Raw genomic sequence first — 20,226 nt, 5'->3', positions numbered from 1 at the left:
GACGAGCTCGACCTGCGGACTTCTGGTGCGCGATACGGCAGGATTGGCGCATGACACGAGAGCCGACCCCCAAGGTCCTCGCCAAGATCTTGGTTCTACTGTTGGCCGGCGTCCTCCTCGTGGGTTGCGTCCGGCTCAACTTCACCTCCGTCAGCCCCACGCCCGACGCCACCGTCGCCACCCCGGGCCCTGCGGGTCCTGCCGACTGGGACGCCGTGGCCTCGGCCGTCGTCCTCGTCGCCGCCGTGGACGCCGCCGGTGAAACCCTGTGCAGTGGTTCGGGCACTCTCGTGGACTCCGCCGGAACGATCGTGACCAACTTCCACGTCGTCGAACCCGCCGGCCCCTGCGCCTACGACCACCTCCTCATCGGCCTGGCCGACTCGGTGCGGGACGTGCCGAGCCTCGACTACACCGCCGACGTGCACGCTTACGACGCGTCCCTTGACCTCGCCGTCCTCCGGATCTCCGGGACGGTGAACGGAGGGACGGCGTCCGGGCCCTTCCCCTTCATCGCGCTCGGCGATTCCGACGCCATCGGCATCAGCGACACCCTCCACGTCTTCGGCTACCCGGGCATAGGCGGCCAGACGATCACGTCCACCCAGGGCGAGGTCTCCGGGTTCACCACCGAGGCGGGCATCGACGGCACCGCCTGGATCAAGACGGACGCCTCGCTGGCTGGCGGCAACTCCGGCGGCCTCGCCACCGACGACGCCGGCCGCATGGTCGGCGTCCCGACGCGCGCGGGGGCGTCCGACGCCAGTTCGACCGTCGACTGCCGCCGCGTCACCGACACCAACGGCGACGGCACCGTCGACGAGTCGGACACGTGCGTGCCCATCGGCGGGTTCATCAACTCGATCCGGCCGGTCAACCTCGTGTTGCCGCTCATCGAGGACGCCAAGGGTGCCGCCGCGATCCCGCCGTCCGAGTTGGCGCCGACAACCACCGACCCGGGCACGCCCACCACGTCGGAGCCGACCATCACCGCCATGAGCTTCGCCGAGAGCGCCGACGCCGAGGACCAGCCGATCGGTGAGGCGGCGTCCTTCCCGTCCGGCGTCGACCGCATCTGCGCCTTCTTCTCCTACACCGGCATGGGCGGCGTGGAGACGTGGGACGCCGTGTGGACGCGCGACGGCGAGGTCGACGAGACGGCCAGCATGCTGCAGAGCACCTGGACGTGGACGCCCGACGGCGACACCTGGCTGTGCACCGGAATCGCAGACCAGGCGCCCCTGGCCGACGGAGGCTGGGAACTCAGCCTCTACTTCGGCGGTGACGAACCCCTCGTCAGCCGCAGCGTGTGGGTGGGCGACGGCCACGAGATCGTCGACATCACCGTGCGCAACGATCTCGCCGGCGACGTCTGCTACCTGTACATCTCGCCGGGGTTCGCCTCGTCGTGGGAGTCGGACCGGCTGGGCGAGGACCAGATCCTGTGGGCGGGCGACAGCACCACGCTGTCGCTGCCGGCAGGCGACTACGACGTGCTGGCCCGCAACTGCGACGAGGAAACCCTCGCAACCCAGACGGCCACCGTGGCCCCAGCGGCCGTGATCGCGCTGACCGGGTAGGGACTCACGTCAGGCCGAGCCGGCGGAAGCCGATGGCCAGACCTTCGTCGGACGCCGCCGGCACCACCAGATCGGCGGCGTCCCTGACAACGGCCGGGCTGTCGCCCATGGCGACGCCGACGGCGACGTAGTCGAGCATCTCGAGGTCGTTGGTGCCGTCGCCGAACGCGATGGTGTCGGCGCGGTCGATGCCGACCTCGGCGAGCAGCCGCTCGATCGCGGTCGCCTTGTGGACGCCCGGCAGCGCGAGTTCCCCCATGTTCGCGCCGAAGCGGGGGATCGTGTCGCCGATCACGTCGAGTTCGGCGCCGAACTCGGCGCGCACCTCATCGAGGGGCACGTCGGAGCCCAGCAGTAGGATCTTGTGGACCACCCCGTCGAGGTCGTGCCCGGCGAGCGTGACGATGGGCTTGATGAAGTCGGTGTCGGTCGCGACGAGTGCGTCCAGGTCGGCGGCGTCCAGGTCGGGGTGGACGATCCGCGCCAAGTGGGCTCGCGTGCCGGCGCTGCCGAGCATGGCGGCGTCGGTCTCCAGGATGTGGTCGATGCCGTGGGCGTCCAGCCAGGCCAGGGCGCGGTCGAGGAGTTCAGGCGGGTAGGCGTGGGACTCGAGGCGGCGTCCGTCGTGGTCGATCACCGCGCCGCCCGCCGAGATGACCCCGTCGAACCCGGCCTCGGTGATGTGGGCGTAGATCTCCGAGAGCGACCTTCCGGTGCAGAGGAACACCTGGTGACCGTTCGCGCGGGCTGCGCGCACGGCGTCCGCAGCGCTCGGTGGCACCTCGTTGCCCACCATGTACGTGCCGTCGACATCGAGGAACACCGCTTTGCGCATGGCACCAGTGTGGCAGCTGAGTCGTTTAAGAAGAAGGGGCGCCGGGTTTGGCCTACGCTGGCGCCGTGCCCGTGGAAGCTGCAGCGCTGATCGCCGTCGCCCTGACCGTGGTCGGGGTGTGCGGGATCGTCGTGCCCGTGTGGCCCGGGACGATCACCGTGCTCGCCGGCCTGCTCGTGTGGGCCTGCTTCTCGCCCGCACCGTGGGGGTGGATCGTCTTCGGCGTCGGGGCCGTGTTGCTGGCCGCGGGGGCTTCCGCGCAGTACCTCATCACCGGACGCCGCCTCCGCGAGCGGCAGATCCCCAACCGGTCGGTGCTCGTCGGCCTCGCGTGCGGGGTGATCGGGCTGTTCGTGATCCCGTTCGTGGGGCTGCCGATCGGGTTCGTCGTCGGCCTGCTGGGCATGGAGTGGCTCCGGGTCCGGCGCTGGCGCGAGGCCGTGTCGACGAGCTGGGCGGCCCTGAAGTCCGTAGGCCTGGGGATGCTGGTGGAGCTCGGCTGCGCGCTGAGTGCGGCGGTCGTGCTGCTCATCGGGATCCTGGTGCACTTCTTCGCTTGAGCCCGCCGGCTGCCGGGCCTCCGGGGGGGTCACCACCAAAGTATCGGGGCGTGTGCGCGCTGGGCGAGGGCGACGCGGAGGCGTGTGCGGGCCCTCGCTACCAAACCAGTGCCCTGGCACGCCTTGCGCAGCACGGAGCCGCACACGCTCGTCCCCGGCGGTGTGGACAACGAGACGCGTTGTCCACATCTTCTCGATCCGTGACGGATTCGGTGGCTCGAGGGCGAATGTGAGGGTGTGAGCACCTGCAGATTCCCGGAGGTCGGGGGCCAGTGCGGCCTCGCCACTGCCCTCCAACTCAAGCAAGCCGGCACTACCCCGGACGCCCTGACCCACTTGGCTGCCACCGGGCGCCGCGTCGTCCGGGGGGTCTACGCACCCACGAAGGGGCCGTGGTCGGCGGACGTGCTGCTCATGGCGGGGCTCCTGTGGGCCGGTCCCCGGGCCGCCCTCACCGGCGCCCGCGCGCTCGCCCTGCACGGGGTGGAGCTGCCGCGGGCTCCCGTCGCCACCCGCTTCCTCGTGCCGGCCAGCCACCGCTCACGGCGCAGCGCTCGCGGGTACGTCACGGTCCGCACGCGGTCGATGCCGGCGACGATGGTGCGCGGCGGCGTCCGGGTGGCGTCGCTCGAGCGGGCTCTCGTGGACGCCGGACGCTTCGCCGAGTTCACGCGGGCCGAGCTGAAGGGCCTCACACTCGCCGTGCTCCAGCGGCGCCTGAGCACCGACGACCGGCTCGCCACCGAACTCGAGGGCGGGTGGAACGCGGGGGTCGCCGGGGTCCGCGACGGGGTGCTGGCCCACCGGGCGGGGGCGTGGTCCGTGCCCGAGGCGGTGCTGCAGGACGCCGTCGAGCGCTGCGCCGACCTCCCGCCCATGCTGGCCAACCCGCGGCTCGAGACCCTCGCGGGGGAGTTCATCGGCGTGCCCGACGGGTTCTTCCCGGACGCCGGCGTGGTCGTCCAGGTGCACTCGCGCGCCTACCACGACGGCGTGGACCTCGAGGGGAACGACCAGTGGGCCGCGACGGTGGAACGGGACAACGAGTACACCTACCACGGCCTCGTGGTGGTTCCGGTGACCCCCGAGACGATCCGGGACCGGCTGGACGCCTACCTCGAGGGCCTCGTCGCGATCGTGGACGGGCGCGGTTCCGGTGCGGGCGACCGTGTGCGCGTCCGTGCTGCCTAACCGGTGCCCTCGCACGCCTTGCGCAGCACGGGGTTGCACACGTGCCGCCCCGGTGCATCTCAGGGGGCGCGGGACGGGCCCGGCTTGTCCGGGAACCAGGCGGGCCGGCCCCGGCGCGGCCGAGGGGCAACGAGGGGCGCCTGCGGCGTCCGAGGGGTGTGCGGGACAGGCGCTGGTGGGGAGTGTCCGGAGGGCGTGCTACGGTGCGCGTCATCGCGCCGCGACGACCGCGGCGCCGTGAGGTGAGGACCAATGGCGGACCAACTCTCCATTCTGCGCAGCAAGCGCGAACAGGCCCTGCTCGGGGGCGGGCAGGCGCGGATCGACGCCCAGCACGCCCGCGGCAAGCTGACGGCGCGGGAGCGGCTGTCGATCCTGCTCGACGAGGCGTCCTTCCAGGAACTCGGCGCGCTCGCCACGCATCACAACACGGCGTTCGGCCTGGACGCCCAACGATTCCCGGGGGACGGCATCATCACCGGCTTCGGGAAGATCCAGGGTCGCCGCGTGGCCGTCTACGCACAGGACTTCACCGTGCTCGGCGGGTCGTTCTCGGAGGTGCAGTCGAACAAGATCTCCCGCATCCAGGACCTCGCCATCGAGGCCGGCATCCCGCTCATCGGGCTCAACGACTCCGGCGGCGCGCGGGTGCAGGAGGGCGTCCGCTCTCTGGCCGCGTACGGCGAGGTGTTCGTGCGGAACGTGAAGGCGTCCGGGGTGATCCCGCAGATCTCGCTCATCATGGGCCCCTGCGCGGGCGGCGCCGTCTACAGCCCGGCGCTCACCGACGTGACGATCATGGTCAACGAGACCTCCAACATGTTTCTCACCGGCCCCGACATCATCAAGACCGTCACCGGCGAGGAGGTGAGCGCCGAGGATCTCGGCGGCGCCTGGGTGCACAACGCGACCTCCGGCGTCGCCCAGCTCGTCGCCGACAACGAGCAACAGGCCCTGGGGCTCACCAAGTCGCTGCTCAGCTATCTGCCGCAGAACAACACCGAGGACCCGCCCGCTCTCGAACCCTACGATCCGCCCGACCGCATGGACGAGGCCCTCAACACGCTCGTCCCCGCCGACGACGGGATCGCCTACGACATGCGCGAGGTGCTCAGCCGGGTGTTCGACCACGACTCCGTGTTCGAACTGCACGCCCAGTGGGCCGGCAACGCGCTCGTGGGCTTCGCCCGACTCGACGGGCAGAGCGTCGGGTTCATCGCGAACCAGCCGCTCGTCATGTCCGGATGCCTCGACATCAACGCCTCCGACAAGATCGCCCGCCACATCACCTTGTGCGACGCGTTCAACATCCCGCTCGTCACCTTCGTCGACTGCCCCGGTTACCTGCCCGGCGTCGAACAGGAGCACAACGGCGTCATCCGGCACGGAGCCAAGATCATCTACGCCTACTGTCAGGCGACCGTCCCCAAGATCTCCCTCGTCACGCGCAAGGCGATGGGCGGGTCGTACGTGGCCCTGTCGAGCAAGCAGATGAACAACGACGTCGCCTTCGCCTGGCCCAGCGCCCAGATCGCCGTCATGGGCGCTGAGGGAGCCGCGCGGCTGCTGCACCGGCGCGCCATCGAGGCCGCCGAGGACCCGGCCGCCGAACAGGCCCGCTTCATCGCCGAGTACAAGGAGAAGTTCTTCAACCCCTACCAGGCCGCCGACGTCGGCCAGATCGACGAGGTCATCGAGCCGCGCGAGACCCGTGCGCGTCTCATCCGGGCGTTCGAGGTGCTGCGCACCAAGGTCACCCACACCATCCCCAAGAAGCACGGCCTCTTCCCCGTCTAGGAGCACGCCATGGAGAACCTCGGCTGGGGCCTCATGATGATGCTCGTCGGCATGGGCGTCGTGTTCGCCCTGCTCGCCGCCCTCATGGGTCTGCTCATGCTCATCGGACGCCTCGACCGCCAGCCCCGCGAGACCCCCGCCGCGACGGAGGTGCCGCCCGTCGAGGAGCGGTCCGCTCCGGACGCCGCCCCCCGCGTCCGCATCGTCGCCGACGGCCTCGACGAGAACCAAGTGGCGGCGATCACCGTCGCCGTCATCACGCACGCGGAGAACCGGCGTCGCCTCGCCGCCCCCGAGACCCGCGCCCACGCCCCGGGCAGCCAACTGTTCGCGAGCCGGTGGCTCGCCGTCGGGCGTGCCCAGTCCCAGCAACCGTTCGTCCGGAGGTAGGCCGATGCGCCGCTACACGATTTCCGTCAACGACACCACCAAGGTGCTCGACGTCGAGGCCATCGGCGCCAACAGTTTCCGCGTCCAGATCGACGGACGCCTCGTCGACGTCACCCTCGAAGACCACCGCGACCTCGCCCACTCCGCCGTCACGCCCGCCCTGACGCCCCGCCCGTCGCCCGCCCCGGAGCCCCGGCCGGCACCGGCGGCGTCCCCCCGCTCGGCACCTCACGCAGCGGCTGCACCCGCCGGGTCAGGCGCCCCCAGCCCGTCGGCCGCTGCGTCCGCGCCGGCCGGGGGAGGCGGTGGCGGCGGGGCGGCGTCCGGCAGCCGGGACATGCTCACCGCCCCCATGCCCGGCGTGATCCTGAGCGTCGATGTGACACCAGGCACGCGCGTGCAACGCGGCGACGCCCTCATGGTGCTCGAAGCGATGAAGATGAAGAACGAGCTCAAAGCGCCGCGCGACGGCGTCGTCGCCGAGATCTACGTGGCTGCCGGCCAGCAGGTGAAGTTCGGCGAGACGCTGGTGAGGTTCGAGTCCTGATGAACCCGGACACCCTCCACTACCTCCTGCAGGGGATCCTGAACGTCACGTGGCAGAGCCTGACCATGATCGCGGTCGGGCTGCTGCTCGTCTGGCTGGCCGTGAAGAAGGAGTACGAGCCGCTGCTGCTCCTGCCGATCGGCGCCGGGGCGATCCTCGCCAACCTGCCCCTCTCGCCGATGGTGGGTGAGGAGGGTGCGCTGACCGTGCTGTACGAGATGGGCGTGGCGAACGAGCTGTTCCCCCTGCTCATCTTCGTCGGTATCGGAGCCATGACCGACTTCGGGCCGCTGCTCGAGAACCCCAAGATGGTGCTCCTCGGCGCGGCGGGGCAGTTCGGCATCTTCCTGACCCTGCTCCTCGCTCTGCTGCTCGGCTTCAGTCAGAACGAGGCGGCGTCCATCGGCATCATCGGAGCCATCGACGGGCCCACGTCGATCTACGTCTCCAACAAACTCGCCCCCGACCTGGTGCCGCCGATTACGGTCGCCGCCTACTCGTACATGAGCCTCGTGCCCATCATCATGCCGCCGATCATGCGAGCGCTGACGACGCCCAAGGAGCGCGCCATCCGCATGCCGTACACGAGCCGGGAGATCAGCCAACGGACACGGATCCTGTTCCCCATCATCGTCACCATCGTCGTGGGCACCCTGGTGCCCTTTGCGACGCCGCTGATCGGCATGCTGATGCTGGGCAACCTGATGCGGGAATCGAAGGTGGTGGAGCGGCTCGTCGGGGCGTCCTCGAACGAACTGGCGAACGTGGTGACCCTTTTCCTCGGCCTCGCCATCGGCTCGACCATGATCGGCGAACGCTTCCTCAACGTGGCGACGCTGATGATCCTCGTGCTCGGCCTGATCGCCTTCTGCCTGGACACCGTCATGGGAGTCCTGTTCGGCAAGGTGATGAACGTGGTCTCGGGCGGCAAGTTCAACCCCCTCATCGGGGCGGCGGGCATCTCCGCATTCCCCATGGCCGCGCGGGTCGTCCAGCGCGAAGCGCAACGAGAGAGCTTCGACAACTTCCTGCTGATGCACGCCATGGGCGCCAACGCCGCGGGCCAAGTGGCCTCCGTCGTCGCCGGTGGCGTCCTGTTGGCGTTGATGGGCACCGCCTGATCCTCTCCGCCCGTGTGGCAGTTGATGACCACCCCCCTGTGGCGGTTGGGGCAGACGGTTTGGGCGCTGCAGCGCCCTCTTCGTGAGCCCCGACTGTCGCACGGGGGGGGTCCCCAACTGCCACACAGGGAGGCAGGGTGGGCGGGGGTTTGGGCGTCACGCGGCGGGGGGCGTCCGAACGAAGACGTTCGGTGCCGGGCCATCGCGGGTAGCCAGGATCGCGGCGAGCGAATCGAGGAAGCCGGGGAGGGAGTCGCGCAGGGTCTCGGGGGTGACGGGCACGACGAGGAGCCCGTGCTCGGGGTAGCGGAGGTCCCCCTCGACCGTTGCGGTCCACCGGTCGTCACCGTCATCGGTGACCCCGTCGTGGTAGGCGCGGGAATGGACCTGGACGACGACGCCGGCGTCCGGGAAGTACCCGTCCGGGACGCCGATGACCGCACCGGCGGCGTCCAGGAGTGTGGGGTTGGCCAGCATGACCGGCAGGTCGGAGTGTTCTGCGACGGCTCCGGCGAGCGTCGCCTCCGGCACCGACCACGACCCGTCACAGAAAGCCATCAGCCCTTGTCGCACGCCGGTGACGCCGAGGGTGCCGCCCGCCTCGAGCTCGGCAACGAGGCGCTCGGGCGTGGTGAGGCGCCGTTGCAGCACGGCGATCGTCAGGCCCTTCAGCTCGGACGCCGTCAACTCGCGATGCCGCCCCGCATCGGCGAGAGCGCGTTCGATGGGGGCGGTCGGGACGCCGTAGCGCGGGCGAGCCTTGGGGGGACGCCGGGTGCGGATGGTGCGGAAGCCCTGGATGTGTCGCCTGTTGCGGGCCCCCGCCACCACGAGGAAACAGATCACCGTGGCCGGCCGGGGCACCGCGATGCCGAGGCGGATGAGGGCATTGACTCCGGTCAGCACCGCGCTCTTGCCGGCCCACAGGTAGCCGGCGATCACGCGATCCTCCTCCCGTAGGGCGCCCCCGTCGGCGCCGTAGACCGCCCGGGCGACGTGGTGCCCGTTCCGCGACAGCTGGCGGAGCGCGGAGGGGGTGGATCCGGCGTCCAGAAGCTGGCGCCGGGTCGCGAAGCCGCGCTGGTGCGGCAGGTCGGGAAAGCCGTTGTCGTTCACGCCCTTCACATTCGCCCGCAGAGGCCCGAATCCGTCACGATGAGGCAGATTGTGGACAACTTCTGGGGCTCGGGTGCGTTGTCCACAGGCCCGTCGGACGCCGCCGGTTCGGCTTCCCTGCCCCGTGCGACGGTTGGGGACCACCCCCGTGCGACAGTCGGGGCTCACGAAGAGGGCGCTGCAGCGCTCCAAACGTGAGCCCCAACCGCCACACGGGGGTGGTCCCCAACTGCCACACGGGCGGGGAGAGTCAGGCGGGATCCTGGGAGAAGACCAACGCCGTGTACGGGCCCAGGGCGACGTGGGAGCCGGCGGGGTAGCCGTCGCACCACCAGTTCGTCGCGTCCACGTCGGTGGTGACCACGGCGCCGAAGTCGGGGCCGTAGGTGGGGGCGTCCGTGTTGACGCGGAGGCGCCAGCGACCGGACGCCGGGAACCCGACGGGGTAGTGGCCGTGCGTGCGCGTGGAGAGGTTGACCACGACGATCGTGTCGTCGCCGGGGCCGCCGCGGTGCCATCGGTGCAGGACGAGGACGCCGTGGTGGGGGTCGACGCGCAGGATCTTCGCGTGCGGGCCGTGCAGGCCGCCCGTCGTGCGATCGACGTTGCGGCGCAGCCGCACGAGGTCGCGCACCAGCAGCAAGAACCCGTGGTGGTGGTTGCCCTTCTCCCACGACAGTGCCCGGCGATCGGAGAACCACTGGTCCTCGCAGAACTCCTGGCCCTGGAACAGCATCGGCAACCCGACGGCGGTGAGCGTCAACGCCAACCCGAGTGCCGATCGCTTGCGCGCGTGCCACGAATCGGCCGCTCCCGGCGTGATCGTCTCCGGCAGCCGCGACCGGCCGTTGGCCACCTCGTCGTGGCTCTCGGTGAACACCACCCGCTCGTGGGGCGCCGAAAGATAGTGGCCCAGCCACGCGTGGGCGACGGCGTACAGGTTGCGGTCCTCGTCGCGCGGCGTCTCCAGCGCCGCACGCACCGGGTGGACGAAGCCGGCGTCCCACTGCGCATGGAAGCCCAACCCGCCAGCCGCCGACGACCGCGTCACGACCGGGTCGAGCTGCATGTCCTCCGCGACGAGCAGCTTCCACGGCTGCCGTTCGCGCAGGTCGGCGGTGAGCGCCGCCAGGTACGCGTGGCCGCCGCGCAAATACGCCGCCGGGTCGCGCGTGTCCCCCCAGCGAGACCGGATGAAGTTCGTGCCGTCGAAGCGCAACCCGTCGACGCGGAAGTCCTCTAGCCACATGACCGCCGAGTCGCGCAGGAACCGGCGCACCTGCGAGCGCCCGTAGTCGGGGCGCGTCGCCCCCCACGGCGTCAGGGCGCGGCGGTCGTTGTAGAAGTAGACGCCGCCCCAGCCGCCCTTGCGCCAGCCGTCGAACCGCCAGAGATCGAGGTCGGTAGGGCCGAGGTGGTTGTGCACGACGTCGAGGAACACGGCGATGCCCAGCCGGTGGGCCTCCCGCACGAACCGGGCGAACGCGTGCGGCCCGCCGTAGGACGACTCGATCGCGAACACGTGCGACGGGTTGTAGCCCCAGCTGACCGTTCCGGCGAACTCGAACGGCGGCATCACCTCCACCGCGTTGACGCCCAGCCACGCCAAGTGCTCCAGCCGGCCGATCGCCTTGTCGAACGTGCCCGCACCGCGGGCGTCCGCCGCGAAGGTCCCGACGTGCAACTCGTAGAGGACGATCTCGTCCCACCCGGGCGAGACGTAGGCGTCGGACCCCCAGTCCAGCGACGCCGGGTCGAACACGACCGAGTTGCCCCGCGACCCGGTGACCTGGCGGCCGTACGGATCCATGCGCCACAGGTACGGCCCTCCCCGACGGATCAGGAAGCGGTACTCGGTGCCCGGTACAGCCCCCGGCACGAACGCCGACCACGTGCCCGACCGGGCGTTGTCGGGCGCGAGCATCTGCTTGCGGGTGGTCTGCCAGTCGCAGAAGTCGCCGATGACGGCGACGTGGCGTGCGTTCGGCGCCCACACGCGGAACGTGACGCCCCCGTCGTCCGGAACCGCTCCCATTCCCGCTTGTGGGGAGGGGCGAACGGCAGGCACGGCGGCCACTGTATGCCACCGTTCAAGCGGGGCCGGCGGGACAGGAGAGAGCGCGGCCGGCCAGATCAGGACTGGGTCTCGCGGGCTCGACCGGCGGGGTCAGCGCAGGGTCTCGGCCGCGGCGAGGTAGTTGGCCGCCAGGGCGATGGCGCTCAACCGCATCGCGCCGCGCCCGGGCAGGAACTTCGCGGAGTGGAGGCTCACGCCGTCGCCCGTCCCGGTGCCGATGAAGCTCATCAGGCTGGGCACGATCTCGCCGTACTCGGAGAAGTCGTCCGACCCGCACGAGCGGAACGGCACGTCGGCGACCGGGATGCCCAAGCCCTTCAGCAACGCGTCCGCGCCGGCGACGAGCCGCGGGTCGTTCACGACCGCCGGACCACCGCGGGTGAACTGCACGGTCGCGGACGCCCCCCGCGCGATCGCCGTGCCCTCCGCCAACCGGGTGATGGCGTCGTGGATGTTGGACCGGTCGGACTCCTGGAAGGTCCGGATGCTGCCGGAGCAGGTGGCCGTGTCGGCGATGATGTTCGGCGCGGTGCCCCCCTGGAACAGGCCCACGGACACGACGGCAGGGTTGAGCGGATCGACGGTCCGCTGCGTGATGCCGCCGAGCGCGGTGACGATCGACGCGAGCACGGTGATCGGATCCACCGCCGCGTGCGGGTAGGCCCCGTGGCCGCCTCGCCCCGTGATGGTGATGTCGAAGCCGTCGAAGGCGGCGTTCACCGCGCCGGCTCCGGTCGACACGAGCCCGCGCTCCACGGCCGGCTGCACGTGCACCCCGACCATCGCCCGCACGTCGGCGTCCTCGAGAATCCCCGAGGCGACCACGTCGGACGCCCCAGGCGGGTTCAGTTCCTCGCGCGGCTGCAGGATCGGCACCATCGCCACCGGCAGGTCGAGGTCGCGCGCGACCGTCATGACCGCCCACAGCGCCGCCATGTGTACGTCGTGGCCGCAGGCGTGCATGATGCCGCGCCGCCCCGACGCCCATTCGACGCCGGTCGCCTCGGTGATGGGCAGCGCGTCCAGTTCGGCGCGCAGCCCGACGGCGGGCCCGTCGGGTCCGGTCCGTGCCCAGGCGCCGGTCTCGGCGACGGGCGTCCAGTCGAGCCAATCTGCCGCCGCTGTGATCGCGTCGCGCGTGTCGCCCTCGTCGCCGCCGAGGTGCGGGTCGGCATGGATGGCGCGGCGCAGCGACGCCGCCTCAGGCAGCAGCGCGTCGATCCCCGCGACGAAGGCGTTTAGCAGGTCGGAGCTCACTCACGGGAGGTTAGCGCCCCAGTGGTCGATGACGCGCGCGAACTCGGCCGCCAGGCGCTCCGGCGGGATCGGCGCCGACGCCACCACCCGCGACGTCTCCGCCTGCAGGGACGCCGCGAGTGCGGCTGCCCGCTCCGGCGGCAGTCCGGCGGCCAGGAAGGTGCCGACAGCCCCGGCGAGCACGTCGCCCGAGCCGGCCGTCGCGGTCCACGCGAGCCCCGGCCGGGCGACGAGCACCCCGCCGCCGGGGGACACCACGTACTGCGAGGCGCCCTTGAGCAGCACCGTCGCCCCCGTGGACGCCGCCGCCCGGCGGGCATGCCCGATCGGGTCGGTCTCCACCTCGGCCCGCGTGACCCCGAGCAGCCGGGCGAGCTCACCGGCGTGCGGCGTGAGGACCGAGCCCGCCGGGAGGGCGTCCGGCAGCGCGTCGAGCGCGCCGGCGTCCACCACGAGCGGGACGCCGTCGCCCACCCGCCGATCGAGGCGCGCCGAGTCGCCTCCCGGCCACCCCGAGCCGCACACCCACACCTGCACCCGGCCCGGATCGTCCGGATCGACCGCCACGACGACGTTCGGGTGTGCGGCCAGGACGAGGTCGGCCGGACGCCGTGGGCCCGCGTAGCGCACCATCCCGGCCCCCGACCACAGGGCGCCCGCCGCCCCGAGCACGGCGGCGCCGGGGTAGGCGTCGGTGCCGGTGTCGAGGCCCACGACGCCGCGGGCATACTTGTCCGACGTCGCGCCCGGCCAGGGGAACCAGGCGGTGCAGTCGGCCTCTTCGATCGATTCGAGATCGGACGCCGGCGCCGCCACCCCGATGTCGGCCAGCCGCACCAGTCCGCAGCGCGACGCCGCCGGCTGGGCCACGTGGGCGAGCTTGTGGGCGATGAACGTGACGGTCATGGTCGCGCTGAAGCTCGGGTGGGCGACGTGACTGTCGGCCACCAGCCCGCTCGGGAGGTCGACGGCCAGGACCGGCACGCCGGCGTCGGCGGCGGCGTCCGCGACGGCCTGGACGTCGGCGTCCAACCCCGGGCGACCGCCCAGACCGGACACGCCGTCGATGACCAACGCGGCGTGGGCTGCCAGCGCGAGCGCACCGGCGGCGTCCACCTCGCGCGCGCCGGCCGCGAGGGCGGCAGCCAGGCCGGCCGCGTGGGTGACTCCTGCGCAGCGCCAGACGACGAACTCGAGGTCGGAGTCGACCAGCGCGGGCAGTTCGGCGAGAGCGAAGAGCGCGTCGCCGGCGTTGTTGCCCGGACCGGCCACCGCGAGGACCACCCGGGGGGCGTCCGGCACCGGCTCGGGCGGCTCGGCGTACCAGCCGGCCAAGCTCACCAGTTCGGCGGCGGCCCGCGCCACCTCGTGCGCGGCGCGTGCCATGAGGTCGCCGCCGGGGTGGGCGGCGAACCACGCCTGCTCGGCGTCCCGGATGGCCTGGGCGCTCACGACGGGCTGCATGCCGCCAGCCTAGGACTCAGGAGGCGACCTTGGTCTCGACCTGCTCGACCGGCGCGGTGCCCTGCTCGACCGGCGAAGTGCCCTGCTCGGCCGGCTGCCGCTGGCCGCCCGCGTCGGCGAGCATGGCCGAGTTGAGCCAGCCCTCCGGCACACCGAGGCCCCCGACGAGCTCGAGGACGACCGGCCGGAGCTCGACGATGAGGTCGTCGACGGCCTGGCTGATCTCGCGGCTGCGGTTGCCGTCGAAGCGGTCGTGTTCCATGTACCAGGCGCGGTGCTCCTCGAGGGTGGCCAGGGCGAACAGGTCGCAGACCTGGTTGAGGATCGAGCGGATGTAGGGATCCCTGGTCTCCTCGATGCCCTCGATGAACGCCTCGAGCACGACCCGGTCGGTGTGGGCGCGGGCGGCGTTCAGCATGTGCTCCTGACAGGCGTTGACGGCCGCGAACGCGTTCTCGGCGGGCGCCTTGCCGGCGGCGCGCATGCGCTTGGCGAGCCCCTCGACGACGTGCGCCTCGCGGTCCTCGAACAGCTGGACGTGCCAGCCGCGCTTGCGCATCGGGTCGCCGCCCAGGTTGCGGGCGCTCAGCACGAGCCGGTCGATGACGGAGCGTGCGGTCGTCCTTTCGAGGACGGAGCCGCCGACCATCCGGGCGGTCGCCTGAGCGGTGCCGCGCAGGTCCATGTCGCCCCAGGTCTTCTTGTAGTCCAGCAGCAGCGCCTTGGCGACGAGTTGCTGCAGCACCGTGTTGTCGCCCTCGAACGTGGCGAACACGTCGGCGTCCTGCCGCAGCAGCGTCAGGCCGTTCTCGCTCAGATAGCCGGCACCCCCGCACGCCTCGCGGCACAGCTGGATCGTGTCGTTCGCCCAGCGCGTCAGCAGCGCCTTCATGCCGGCGGCGCGGGTTTCCAACTCGCGGGCGGCGACCGGGTCGGCGCCGTCGGCGTCGATCACCCGCTGCAGCGCGAGCGCCATCTCGTTCTGCGCGAACCCGTACGCGTAGGCGCGCGCGATGTTGGGCAGCAGCTTGCGCTGATGGGTCTGGTAGTCGAGCAGCAGGATCTCCTCACCCAGGCCCGGCTGCCGGAACTGGGTGCGCTGCAGCGCATAGCGGGTGGCGATGCTCAACGCCTTGCGGGTCGCGGACGCCGCCCCGCCGCCCACACAGATGCGGCCCCGGACCAGCGTGCCGAGCATGGTGAAGAACCGGGCGTTCTTGGACTCGATCGGGGAGTGGTAGGCGCCGTCGTCGCCGATGCCGCCGAACTTGTCGAGCAGGTGGCGGCGCGGGACGCGGACGTGGTCGAACCGGATGGTGCCGTTGTCGACGCCGAGCAGGCCGCCCTTGTGCCCCTGGTCGCCGGTGGTCACGCCCGGCAGGTCGGCGAGGGCGTGGTCGCGGATCGGCACCAGGACCACGTGGACGCCCTGGTTCTCGCCGTTGACCTCGAGCTGGCCGAAGACCGTGGCCCACTGGCCGTGCTGGCCGGCGTTGCCGAGGTAGGCCTTCGTCGAGCTGGGCGTGGGCGAGTTGACCTCGAGTTCGTCGGTCTCGGGCACGTAGGTGATCGTCGTCTCGATGGACGACACGTCGGAGCCGTGGCCGAGCTCGGTCATGGCGAACGCGCCCGGCATCTCGACGCTGATGACCTGGGGGAGGAACGTCTCGTGGTGCCACTGCGTGCCCAGGTTGACGATCGCGCCGCCGAAGAGCCCGTGCTGGACGCCCGACTTGATGGTCAGGCTGAGGTCGCCCAGGGCGAGCATCTCGAAGTGGGCGACCGATTCCGACTGCGGCCCGGTGCCCCCGTGCTCGGCCGGGAACCCGGCGACAGCGAGCTTGCGACCCGCGAGCCTGACGAGCCGGTCGAGCGTCCACTCCCGCGCGTCGGGGAGGGAGAGGGCCGGGTCGCGGACGATGTCGTCCGCGGTGACCTCGTCGCGCCACCGCTGCTTGATGGCGCGGAACGGGCCGTCCAGGGCCGTGGACAGGGCTTGGCCGGTGGGGCTGGTGCTCATGCGTTGACTCCTTCGTCAGTGCGGTTCTGGTGGGCGAATGCGGGGGCGAAGAGCTGGGCGACGAACGCGACGATGTCGGCGCGCGGGCGGCGCAGGTCGGTCAGGATCCACCGGTCGGCGACGGCCCAGACGAACCCGGTGACGCCGTGACCCCACGTGCTGGCGGGGGCCGGGTCGAGGCCGTGGTCGGTGAGCCAGGCGCCGAACGCGGCCGCCACCTCGTCGCCGATCCGGTTGGTGATGCCGAGGACGGGGTCGGGCGACCCCGCAGGGCGGTTCGTCACGAACCGATAGATCTCCACGTCGCCCTCGACGACCGCCAGGTAGGCGTCGGCGAGCTCGGTGACGAGGTCTGCCGGCGGCAGGGCGGCGCTGAGCGGCCGGTCGAGGTTGCCGCGGATGAACGTGTGCACGCTCTCGACGACGGCCGCATAGAGACCGTTGCGGTCGCCGAAGTGGCGGTAGAAGACGGTCTTCGAGGTGCCCGCGGAGGCCGCGATCTCCTCCATGCCGACCGTGTGGCCGTGCTTGCGGATCGCCCGCAGGGTGGCCTCGACGAGCTCGGTTCGCCGGGCGAGATTGTGCTCGGCCCAGCGCGTGGCGCGCCCGTCGGTGGTGGTCATGACACCGAGAGTACCCGAAACTTGCAGTACCTGCTACCGTGGGTTCCGGACATCTGGCTCCGATCACGTTCACAGGAGAACCCATGGCAGAGCGCAACGCCGTCGTCGTCGGCGGCAACCGGATCCCCTTCGCGAAGGCGGGCACGCAGTACGCCGCGGCGTCCAACTCCGCCATGCTCACCGCGGCACTCGACGGGCTCGTCGCGCGGTTCGGGCTGGCCGGCCAGACCGTGGGGGAGGTCGTCGCCGGCGCCGTGCTCAAGCACACCCGCGACTTCAACCTCACCCGCGAGGCCGTGCTCGGCTCTGCTCTCGACCCGCACACGCCTGCCTGCGACCTGCAGCAGGCCTGCGGCACCGGGCTCGAGGCGGTGATCTACGTGGCCAACAAGATCCGGCTCGGCCAAGCCGACACCGGCATCGCCGGCGGCGTCGACAGCGCGTCGGACGCCCCCATCGTCGTCTCCGAGGGGTTGCGCCGGCCGCTGCTGAAGGCGAGCCGGGCGCGCAGCCTTCCGGAGCGGCTCAAGGCGTTCGCGACGATCCGGCCGCAGCACCTCGCGCCGGTGCCACCCGCGGTGGTCGAGCCGCGCACCGGACTGTCGATGGGGGAGAGCCAGGCGCTCACGACGGCCGAATACGGCATCACCCGCGAGGCGCAGGACGCCCTCGCCCTCGCCTCGCACCGAAACCTCGCCCGGGCGTGGGACGCGGGATTCTTCGACGACCTCGTGACCCCTTTCCTGAAGGTCACCCGCGACACGATCCTCCGGCCCGACACCACCTCCGAGGCGCTCGCCAAACTCAAGCCGGTCTTCGGGGGCGCTGACGGCACGATGACGGCCGGCAACTCGACCGCGCTCACCGATGGTGCCGCCACCGTGCTGCTCGCCGACGAGGGGTGGGCACGCGATCACCACTGGCCCGTGTTGGCCCGCGTCGTGGACGCCCACGTCGCGGCCACCGACTACGTCACGGGAGCCGAGGGGCTGCTCATCGCCGGCGCCCGGGCCATCCCCGTGCTGCTGGAGCGCAACAACCTGACGCTCGCCGATTTCGACTTCGTCGAGATCCACGAGGCGTTCGCCGCCACCGTGCTCGCCACCCTCGCCCAACTCGAGCGCGACGGCCACGGCACGGTGGAGCCGGCCCGCCTGAACGCCCACGGCAGCTCGCTCGCCACCGGCCATCCGTTCGCCGCGACCGGCGCCCGCATCGTGCCGACCCTCGCCAAGCTGCTCGCCCAGAAGGGCCCGGGGGCGAAGGGCCTCATCTCGGTGTGTGCCGCCGGTGGCCAGGCCGTCACCGCGATCCTCGAGGCGGTCTGACATGAGCCTGCTCGAGAAGCTCTACCGCACGCCCCTCGGCAAGCAGGTCGCGGGCCGTGCCGGCCTCGCCGAACCGCCGACGCTGCGCCGGGGACGCGTCCTGCCGATCGGCCCGGTCGTCCTCGCCGAACTGCCCGGCGGCGGCATCGGTGCCGAGGCCCTTGCCCTCGCCGGCGTCCACCCGGCCGAGCCGCTCTTCGATGTCCCCGAGGCCCGCACGGAGGACGACCGGGGCCGCGCCCAGCCGCCGCGCTACGGCGTCCGGCCCGGGGCGCTCGTGATCGACGCCACCGGCGTCCGCGAGATCGGCCAGCTGGAACTGCTGCGCCAGGTGCTGCGGCCGGTGATGCGCGGGTTGGAGAAGTCCGGACGCATCGTCATCCTCGCCATGGACGCCGCTGCCGTCGACGGGCTGGAGGCCAAAGCGGTCGCCCAGGCGATCGACGGGATCAACCGGACCGTCGGGAAGGAACTGCGCGACGGCTCCACCGCCAACCTGTTGTTCCTGCGCGCCGGGACGACCGCCGCCGACCTGCGCTCCACGCTGTCGTTCCTGCTCGAGGGGCGGTCGGCGTTCGTCGACGGCCAGACGTGGCGGATCGGCCCGGCCAAGAGCGGCGACACGGTGCCCGACGACCACGTCCCGACCCGTCCGTTCGCCGACAAGATCGTCGTGGTCACCGGCGCCGCCCGCGGCATCGGGGCCGACATCGCGCGCACCTTCGCCCGCGACGGGGGGAAGGTGGTCGCCGTCGACGTGCCCGCTGCCGGCGACGCCCTCGCGAAGGTCGCCAACGAGGTGCGGGGGTCGGCGCTCCAACTCGACATCACCACCGACGGAGCCGGCCACCGTATCGCCGCACATGTGGCGTCCGTGCACGGCCCGCAGGCCCGCATCTGGGCGATCGTCCACAACGCCGGCATCACCCGCGACAAGATGCTCGCCAACCTGGACGAGAAGCTGTGGGCGTCCGTGCTGGAGGTCAACCTGGCCGCGGAGATCCGCATGAACCATACCCTCCTCGACCCCGACCTGCCCGGGGGGCTCGCCGCCAACAGCCGCATCGTGGGCATCGCATCCACGTCCGGCTGGGCGGGCAACAAGGGGCAGACGAACTACGCGGCGTCCAAGGCGGGCGTGATGGGCCTCACATGGGCCGAATCGGCGGCGCTCGCCGACCGGCCGATCACCGTCAACGCGGTCGCGCCCGGCTTCATCGAGACCGAGATGACCGCGGCGATCCCGTTCGTGCAGCGCGAGGTGTTCCGCCGCACGAACTCGCTCAACCAGGGCGGCCTGCCGGTCGACGTCGCGGAGACCATCGCCTACCTGTGCGACCCGGCGTCCGGGGGCGTCGACGGACAGATCGTGCGCGTCTGCGGGCAGAACCTGATCGGAGCCTGATGGCCACCACCCTCGCCTTCCGCACCGTCCCCGACGTGACGCCGCTCCTCCTGCGGGCGATGGCCAACCATGTCGGACGCCGCCCCGCGGCCGCGCCCGTCCTTCCGGACAAGGTGGCGCGCGTCGCCCGGCACCGGCAGGACCTCGACCGGCTCGCCGCTTACGACCGGGTGTGCGGGTTCACGCTCCGCGATCACGTGCCGCCCACCTGGCTGCACGTCCAGACGTTCCCGCTGCAGGCGGCGATCCTCGCCGAGCGGAGCTTCCCCTTCGCGCCCGCCGGGCTCGTGCACGTGGCCAACACGATGACCATCCACCGGGGTGTCGGGGTCGCGGAGGAACTCGACCTCATGGTCCGTGCCGACGGCCTGCGGCCGCACGCGAAGGGCGCCCTGTTCGACCTCGTCGAGGAGGTGCGGGTCCGCGGCGACATCGTCTGGTCCGGCCGGAGTACCTATCTCGCCCGCCTGCCCCGTCCGCTGGCCGAGACGACCCCACCGGTCGCGCCGGGCGGGACTCCTGATCTCGACCAGCTCGATCGGCAGGAGCCCCGTGATCTCGACGAGCCCGATCGGCGGCGCGCTCAGACGTGGCGTCTGCCGGCAGATCTCGGCCGAGACTACGCCGCCGTGTCCGGGGACGTGAACCCGATCCACCTCAGCGCGGCGAGCGCGAAGGTGTTCGGGTTCAAGCGCGCCATCGCGCACGGCATGTGGACGCACGCGCGCTGCCTGTCCGCCCTGGAGGGGCGTCTCCCCGACGCGTACACGGTCGCCGTGCGGTTCACGAAGCCGATCCTCCTCCCCGGCCGGGTGGGCTTCGCTGCGAACGACGCGAGCGACGGCGTCCGGTTCGCCGTGCTCGGGCGCGAGGACAAGCCGCACCTGATCGGCACCGCTCGCTAGGCTGCGGCGC

17 protein-coding genes are annotated in these 20,226 nt (G+C 71.7%); 10 read left to right on the top strand and 7 right to left on the bottom strand.

The features are described 5' to 3' along the window. Positions 1-50: 50 nt before the first annotated feature. Complete coding sequence (locus Q1K57_RS05845; RefSeq protein WP_300079950.1) at positions 51-1,580, top strand: serine protease; 1,530 nt, start codon at positions 51-53, stop codon at positions 1,578-1,580. Positions 1,581-1,584: 4 nt separating this feature from the next. Here Q1K57_RS05845 and Q1K57_RS05840 read toward each other — a convergent pair whose 3' ends face one another. After that, positions 1,585-2,415, bottom strand: a complete 831-nt coding sequence (locus tag Q1K57_RS05840) for a Cof-type HAD-IIB family hydrolase (RefSeq protein ID WP_300079948.1) — start codon at positions 2,413-2,415, stop codon at positions 1,585-1,587. Positions 2,416-2,480: 65 nt separating this feature from the next. Between Q1K57_RS05840 and Q1K57_RS05835 the strand changes: the two genes are divergently transcribed. The 6 genes from Q1K57_RS05835 to Q1K57_RS05810 all read left to right on the top strand — a co-directional run bounded on the left by Q1K57_RS05835 (position 2,481) and on the right by Q1K57_RS05810 (position 8,021). Continuing rightward, positions 2,481-2,975 (top strand): DUF456 domain-containing protein, encoded by a 495-nt coding sequence (locus tag Q1K57_RS05835; protein ID WP_300079947.1) that lies wholly within the window; start codon positions 2,481-2,483, stop codon positions 2,973-2,975. Between the two features lie 237 nt (positions 2,976-3,212). Then, positions 3,213-4,166, top strand: a complete 954-nt coding sequence (locus Q1K57_RS05830) for a hypothetical protein (protein ID WP_300079945.1) — start codon at positions 3,213-3,215, stop codon at positions 4,164-4,166. Positions 4,167-4,418: 252 nt separating this feature from the next. After that, positions 4,419-5,963 carry an acyl-CoA carboxylase subunit beta gene (locus Q1K57_RS05825; RefSeq protein ID WP_300079944.1) on the top strand — a complete coding sequence of 515 codons (1,545 nt, stop codon included), beginning with the start codon at positions 4,419-4,421 and terminating at the stop codon, positions 5,961-5,963. A gap of 9 nt (positions 5,964-5,972) precedes the next feature. Beyond that, entirely contained in the window at positions 5,973-6,353 is a 381-nt protein-coding gene (locus Q1K57_RS05820) for an OadG family protein (RefSeq protein ID WP_300079942.1), read from the top strand. Between the two features lie 4 nt (positions 6,354-6,357). Next, complete coding sequence (locus Q1K57_RS05815) at positions 6,358-6,900, top strand: biotin/lipoyl-containing protein (protein ID WP_300079940.1); 543 nt, start codon at positions 6,358-6,360, stop codon at positions 6,898-6,900. Beyond that, on the top strand, positions 6,900-8,021 hold the full coding sequence (locus Q1K57_RS05810) for a sodium ion-translocating decarboxylase subunit beta (protein ID WP_300079939.1): 1,122 nt from the start codon (positions 6,900-6,902) through the stop codon (positions 8,019-8,021). Before Q1K57_RS05815 ends, Q1K57_RS05810 begins: the two co-directional genes overlap by 1 nt. Before the next feature lie 156 nt (positions 8,022-8,177). Here Q1K57_RS05810 and Q1K57_RS05805 read toward each other — a convergent pair whose 3' ends face one another. The 6 genes from Q1K57_RS05805 to Q1K57_RS05780 form a co-directional block, all read right to left on the bottom strand. Then, the gene (locus Q1K57_RS05805; protein ID WP_300079937.1) at positions 8,178-9,137 is read right to left on the bottom strand and encodes a hypothetical protein; all 960 of its coding nucleotides are present in this window, start codon (positions 9,135-9,137) and stop codon (positions 8,178-8,180) included. 250 nt (positions 9,138-9,387) lie between these two features. Then, entirely contained in the window at positions 9,388-11,172 is a 1,785-nt protein-coding gene (locus Q1K57_RS05800; RefSeq protein ID WP_300079935.1) for an alpha-amylase family glycosyl hydrolase, read from the bottom strand. A gap of 132 nt (positions 11,173-11,304) precedes the next feature. Continuing rightward, positions 11,305-12,471, bottom strand: a complete 1,167-nt coding sequence (locus tag Q1K57_RS05795; protein ID WP_300079933.1) for a M20 family metallopeptidase — start codon at positions 12,469-12,471, stop codon at positions 11,305-11,307. Continuing rightward, entirely contained in the window at positions 12,472-13,935 is a 1,464-nt protein-coding gene (locus tag Q1K57_RS05790; protein ID WP_300079932.1) for a bifunctional ADP-dependent NAD(P)H-hydrate dehydratase/NAD(P)H-hydrate epimerase, read from the bottom strand. Between the two features lie 16 nt (positions 13,936-13,951). Continuing rightward, positions 13,952-15,955, bottom strand: coding sequence for an acyl-CoA dehydrogenase (locus Q1K57_RS05785; protein ID WP_300079931.1), 2,004 nt, complete (start codon positions 15,953-15,955; stop codon positions 13,952-13,954). Beyond that, positions 15,952-16,578, bottom strand: coding sequence for a TetR/AcrR family transcriptional regulator (locus tag Q1K57_RS05780; RefSeq protein WP_300079930.1), 627 nt, complete (start codon positions 16,576-16,578; stop codon positions 15,952-15,954). The genes Q1K57_RS05785 and Q1K57_RS05780 overlap by 4 nt, the downstream gene beginning before the upstream one ends. An 83-nt stretch (positions 16,579-16,661) precedes the next feature. On the opposite strand from Q1K57_RS05780, the gene Q1K57_RS05775 reads away from it, so the two are divergent. The 3 genes from Q1K57_RS05775 to Q1K57_RS05765 are packed head-to-tail and all read left to right on the top strand — an operon-like array spanning position 16,662 to position 20,216. After that, entirely contained in the window at positions 16,662-17,906 is a 1,245-nt protein-coding gene (locus Q1K57_RS05775) for an acetyl-CoA C-acetyltransferase (RefSeq protein ID WP_300079929.1), read from the top strand. Position 17,907: 1 nt separating this feature from the next. Next, positions 17,908-19,311 (top strand): 3-oxoacyl-ACP reductase, encoded by a 1,404-nt coding sequence (locus tag Q1K57_RS05770; protein ID WP_300079927.1) that lies wholly within the window; start codon positions 17,908-17,910, stop codon positions 19,309-19,311. Continuing rightward, positions 19,311-20,216: a MaoC/PaaZ C-terminal domain-containing protein gene (locus Q1K57_RS05765; RefSeq protein ID WP_300079925.1), complete on the top strand. Its 906-nt coding sequence runs from the start codon at positions 19,311-19,313 to the stop codon at positions 20,214-20,216. The genes Q1K57_RS05770 and Q1K57_RS05765 overlap by 1 nt, the downstream gene beginning before the upstream one ends. The last annotated feature ends 10 nt before the right edge of the window (positions 20,217-20,226 follow it).

It is taken from the genome of Propioniciclava sp. (assembly GCF_029977985.1).
Lineage (GTDB): Bacteria > Actinomycetota > Actinomycetes > Propionibacteriales > Propionibacteriaceae > Propioniciclava.
The sequence above is the reverse complement of the archived record's forward strand: the minus strand, read 5'-3'. Positions and strand labels throughout refer to the sequence as shown.

Excerpts from the sequence above, each read along its gene's own strand:
- Q1K57_RS05845 (WP_300079950.1), top strand. The coding sequence starts at position 51 with ATGACACGAGAGCCGACCCCCAAGGTCCTCGCCAAGATCTTGGTTCTA.
- Q1K57_RS05840 (WP_300079948.1), bottom strand. The coding sequence starts at position 2,415 with ATGCGCAAAGCGGTGTTCCTCGATGTCGACGGCACGTACATGGTGGGC.
- Q1K57_RS05825 (WP_300079944.1), top strand. The coding sequence starts at position 4,419 with ATGGCGGACCAACTCTCCATTCTGCGCAGCAAGCGCGAACAGGCCCTG.
- Q1K57_RS05820 (WP_300079942.1), top strand. The coding sequence starts at position 5,973 with ATGGAGAACCTCGGCTGGGGCCTCATGATGATGCTCGTCGGCATGGGC.
- Q1K57_RS05815 (WP_300079940.1), top strand. The coding sequence starts at position 6,358 with ATGCGCCGCTACACGATTTCCGTCAACGACACCACCAAGGTGCTCGAC.
- Q1K57_RS05810 (WP_300079939.1), top strand. The coding sequence starts at position 6,900 with ATGAACCCGGACACCCTCCACTACCTCCTGCAGGGGATCCTGAACGTC.
- Q1K57_RS05800 (WP_300079935.1), bottom strand. The coding sequence starts at position 11,172 with ATGGGAGCGGTTCCGGACGACGGGGGCGTCACGTTCCGCGTGTGGGCG.
- Q1K57_RS05790 (WP_300079932.1), bottom strand. The coding sequence starts at position 13,935 with ATGCAGCCCGTCGTGAGCGCCCAGGCCATCCGGGACGCCGAGCAGGCG.
- Q1K57_RS05785 (WP_300079931.1), bottom strand. The coding sequence starts at position 15,955 with ATGAGCACCAGCCCCACCGGCCAAGCCCTGTCCACGGCCCTGGACGGC.
- Q1K57_RS05780 (WP_300079930.1), bottom strand. The coding sequence starts at position 16,578 with ATGACCACCACCGACGGGCGCGCCACGCGCTGGGCCGAGCACAATCTC.
- Q1K57_RS05775 (WP_300079929.1), top strand. The coding sequence starts at position 16,662 with ATGGCAGAGCGCAACGCCGTCGTCGTCGGCGGCAACCGGATCCCCTTC.
- Q1K57_RS05770 (WP_300079927.1), top strand. The coding sequence starts at position 17,908 with ATGAGCCTGCTCGAGAAGCTCTACCGCACGCCCCTCGGCAAGCAGGTC.
- Q1K57_RS05765 (WP_300079925.1), top strand. The coding sequence starts at position 19,311 with ATGGCCACCACCCTCGCCTTCCGCACCGTCCCCGACGTGACGCCGCTC.